We start from the raw sequence: 5,012 nt of genomic DNA on the forward strand, positions 1-5,012 counted from the left end.
TCCATCACTCCAGCACCAAGCGATTCCCCGACGCCGACGCCATCCATCACTCCAGCACCAAGCGATTCCCCGACGCCGACGCCATCCATCACTCCAGCACCAAGCGATTCCCCGACGCCAACACCAACGCCAACACCACCACCAAGCGATTCGCCTACGCCGGCACCAACACCAAGCGATTCGCCTACGCCGGCACCATCCATCACCCCAACACCAAGCGATTCCCCGACGCCTACTCCAACGCCAACGCCGACGCCAAGCGATTCCCCGACGCCAAGCGATTCCCCGAAGCCAAGCGATTTCCTGACGCCAACACCAACGTCCAGCGATTCGCCAACACCAACCGATTCACCAACACCAACGCCAAGCGATACACCAACGCCAAGCGATTCCCCGACGCCAACACCAACGCCAAGCGATACACCAACCCCAAGCGATTCCCCGACGCCAACACCAACGCCAAGCGATACACCAACCCCAAGCGATTCCCCGACGCCGGCGCCAACACCGATACCATCCGTCACCCCAACGCCAAGCGATACGCCGACGCCAAGCGATTCCCCGACGCCGGCGCCAACACCGATACCATCCGTCACCCCAACACCAAGCGATACGCCGACGCCAAGCGATTCCCCGACGCCGACGCCAAGCGATACGCCAAGCGATACACCAACACCAACGCCGACACCGACGCTGACACCGACACCATCCGTTACGCCGACGCCGACACCATCCGTTACGCCGACGCCAACGCCGACACCGATTGCAGATAACGTTCCAGAAATTGACTTGTTCGACGGCACCGCTAACATCGCAGACAATACGGGAACAGTTAATTTCGGTACCGCCGTTTTAGGAACAGAGGTTGTCAAAACCTTTACGGTGAAAAATACAGGCAGTGGCAACCTGACTCTCAACAAAGCGATCGCCCTGCCAACAGGTTTCAGCTTAGTTAGCAGTTTTGGCAGTACAAACCTAACTGCAGGCAGCGAGACTACTTTCTCTGTCAAATTCGATGCAACTGCGATCGGCACTTATAGCGGTCAAATTTCCTTTGTCAACAGCGACAGCGATGAAGATCCCTTTGATTTTCAGATTTCAGGAACACGCCAACCTTTTGACACTACCCCGCCCACAGCAACGCTAAACCCAATTGCCAACATTTCGGCAGGCAGCAATAGCTTGACATTTAATGTCGAATATGCTGACAACACGGGTGTAGATGTCAGCAGCCTCGATAGCAGCGACATTCGGGTGACAGGCCCAAACAACTTCAGTCAGTTGGTGGCATTCTTAAGCGCGACTCCTGGCGGAAACGGCACGCCTCGGACTGCAACTTATCAAATTAACGCCCCCGGCGACAGTTGGGACGCAGCGGACAACGGGACTTACACTCTGCAATTATCAGAATCTCAAGTTTTAGATACCAGCGGCAATGCAGCCACTGCTGTTAATTTGGGCAATTTCAACGTCAGCGCACCTGCATTAGATGCCGAGGTGACGCTAGCAGTTTCGCCCGAGGGCGCGATCGAAGATAGCGGCAGCACGATCGCCTACACCTTTACCCGCACCGATAGCATCAATTCGCCACTGTCTCAACCGTTGACAGTGAGTTTCTCGGTTGGCGGAACAGCTAATTTTGCCAATGATTACACTCAGTCGGGTGCTACCGCTTTTAGTGCCACAACCGGCACAGTTGCGTTTGCAGCGAATTCCGCAACCGCAGCGGTTACCCTAACTTTAGTTGCCGATACTGCTAATGAACCTAACGAGACAGTCGAACTAACTTTGGCAGCAGGAAGCGGCTACACTTCAGGCACAGCAGGCGCGGTGACGGCTGCCATTACCAACGACGATACTCCCCCTACCTATAATTTCAGTGCAGCTACCTTTAATGTGCCTGAAGGGAATGCTGCTAACACCGCCAATGTCGTGACTGTGACGCGATCGGGAGATACATCTACAGCTTCAAGTGTAGATGTAGTCCTGGCAGCAGGTGCTGCCAATCCCGCAGCAATTGGCAGCGACGTGCAAGCAGAACCAATTACCGTTAATTTTGCAGCAGGGGAGACAAGCAAAACGGTACCGATTCAGGTATTAGGCGATGTCAATTACGAACCCGACGAGACAGTAGCGCTGTCCTTTGCCAACTTCACTAACGAGGGAGTCGCGGGAACAGCCAACCCCACTGCTGTGCTAACAATTCAAAACGACGATGCCGAGATTCGCGGCAGCAAGTGGAATGATTTAAATGGCAACGGTCTGCGAGACGCTAGCGAACTCCCAATAGCAGGTTGGACTGTGTTTCTCGACACTAACCAAAACGGCGTACTCGACGGCGGCGAAACTTCTACTGTTACAGATGCTAGCGGCAATTACGCTTTTCCAGGTTTGCCAGCAGGCAATTATACTGTTGCCGAAGAGTTGCAAGCCGATTGGCAGCAAACATTCCCCGGCATCACCGCACAGGCGGTAAACTTTCTCATCCCCCTGCCAACTCGCCGAGACCACGTTTTCGATCCCACCCGAAATCGACTGTACATTACCACTAACACCGGAACAGTAGAGCAATACGACCTCCGCGCTAACGCTTGGCTAGCACCCCTTAAGGTAGGCAATTCCTTAAACGGTGTCGATATTACCCCCGACGGCAGCGCTTTGTACGTTGCTGAAAACCAGCGCAGCGGAGTGCAGGGGTTGGTCCGCAAGGTTGACCTCAATACCGGTGCAGTTACTAACCTCCGGTACAATCTCCAAAGCCTCGAAAGCGGTTCCTGGGATGTGGCGATCGGGGCTAACGGCAAAGGAATGGTAAGTACGCGCTTTGAAGGTTCCGGTTGGACGCCATTTCGCGAACTCAACTTAGCTACCAATACTTTAACGCAGCGGTCGGATGCCGGTTCAGTGTTTGGTCAAGTTAGACAGAACACGCATATCCACCGCAGCAGCGATCGCAGTCTGTTTTTCATGACTGAACCCAACATTTCCAGCGGTCCGATCTTTACCTACAACGGCACAACTGACACCTTTCCCAACCGGGCCGAAACACAAACATTTCACGACAGCAGTCTATCTGCAGTCAGTCGCAACGGTGCCTTAATTGCTTTAGAGTTAGGGGCTGGCATTTCTATCCGAAACCCAAACCTCAGCCCAATTACCACCCTCAATAATGTAGACGGGGGCTTGGCTTTCGACCCAACCAAAGATATCCTCTATGCTGTGAATTCCACAACAAATCAAATCATCGCCTTTAATACAAATACTTGGACTCAGTTGTTCAGTCTCAATATTGGCGAAGATGTTCCTAACTCTACACCGTTTAATAACGGGGCGATGTCTGTCAGCGGTGACGGAAAATTTCTGTTTCTGTCAACTCCCAGCGGCGTGCGAATTCTGGGTTTGCCCGGGTCAAACGTTCCGCAAGCGCAAACAGTTAACCTTGGTGCCAATCAACTCGCTGAGAATGTCAACTTTGGCAACAGACAAACTGTACAGCTAAACGAAATTCAAGGTACAAAATGGAACGACCTAAACCGCGATCGCACACAAAATGCTGGCGAACCAGGGATTCCAGACTGGACTGTCTTTCTCGACACTAACCAAAATGGCGTATTGGACGCAGGGGAAACTTCTACGATAACGGATGCTAGCGGCGATTATTCCTTTGCGGGTTTGGCCGGACCGAGAACTTATACAGTTGCAGAAGCGCTGCAACCTGGTTGGCAGCAAACATTCCCCGGTATCAGCGGTGCCCCGGCAAGCATTCTCATTCCGGTTGCTAACGATCGCGATCACGTTTTCGACCCGACGCGGAATTTGCTATACATCACCACCGGTGCGGGAACTGTGCAGCGGTACGATGTCGCCACGCAGACTTTGTTACCACCACTTGTTGTTGGCACTTCGTTAAACGGTGCTGACATTACTGCAGATGGCAGCGCTTTGTACGTTGCTGATAATCAAACTAGCGGGACGCAAGGTTTCATTCGCAAGGTAAATCTCGCTAGCGGGACTGTTACCAATATTCCTTACACTCTCGATTTTGGAGAGGTCGGTGCTTGGGACGTGGCAATCGGTTCCAACGGCCGGGGAATGGTGAGCACACGCTACAACGGTTCAGGTTGGGTGCCGTTCCGGGAACTCAACTTAGCTACCGATACTTTAACGCAGCCCTCGGGTGTCGGTTCGCCTGGCTCCGTCAGACAGAACACACACATCCACCGCAGCAGCGATCGCAGTCTGTTTTTCATGACTGAATCCAACATTTCCAGCGGCCCGATCTTTACTTACGATGCTGTGACTAACACCTTTCCCACCCGGAATGAAACTGACTCTTTTCACGACGTTACTGTATCTGCGATTAACCGCAACGGTTCACTAATTGCAATGGAATTAAACGATGGCATTTCTGTGATGGATCGCAATTTTAATGCTGTTGAAAATCTCGCGGGCGTTAACGGGGGCTTAGCGTTCGATCCGACGAGGGATATCCTTTACGCTGCGGATTCTGTTGCCGATGAGTTGATTGCTTACGATACCAATACTTGGGATATATTATACAGCAGGAGTATCGGTGAAAATATTAATGCTTCCTCGCCCTTTGTTAATGGGGGGATGTCGGTTAGCGATAACGGACAATATCTGTTTTTGTCTACTCCTGCAGGGGTACGGATGTTTAATTTGACTGGTACTGGGCTGCCGGAAAGGTACAAAGTAAATGTGGGTTTCGGTCAAATCGAGCAGGGAATGAACTTCGGCAATGCGATTTAGAGTTTGTTTTGTTTCGATCGCACTTTTAAATTATCTCGTCAATTAAGGTCGATCATTCTGGCTCTCCTGAACTTATGGTTATAAGTTTATCTAATCACAAAAGCAAGCTAATACGCGATTCCTAAAATTATTAAAATTAGAAAAACCATACCCTTGTCGCATTATCAACCCACATTCCGCACCCCAACTGTCACATGGGGTACGGACTGGCAACGGCTCGTGAGTTGTGGGTCTGGCAACCA

Annotated in this window: 1 protein-coding gene; it reads left to right on the forward strand. The window is 51.8% G+C overall.

What is annotated here, in order from left to right:
* The coding region (locus QUA62_RS28455) for an SdrD B-like domain-containing protein (protein ID WP_333408168.1) at nucleotides 1-4,770 on the forward strand (4,770 nt) is incomplete at its 5' end.
* Nucleotides 4,771-5,012: the final 242 nt, after the last annotated feature.

It is taken from the genome of Microcoleus sp. MON1_C1, assembly GCF_036701945.1.
Lineage (GTDB): Bacteria > Cyanobacteriota > Cyanobacteriia > Cyanobacteriales > Microcoleaceae > Microcoleus.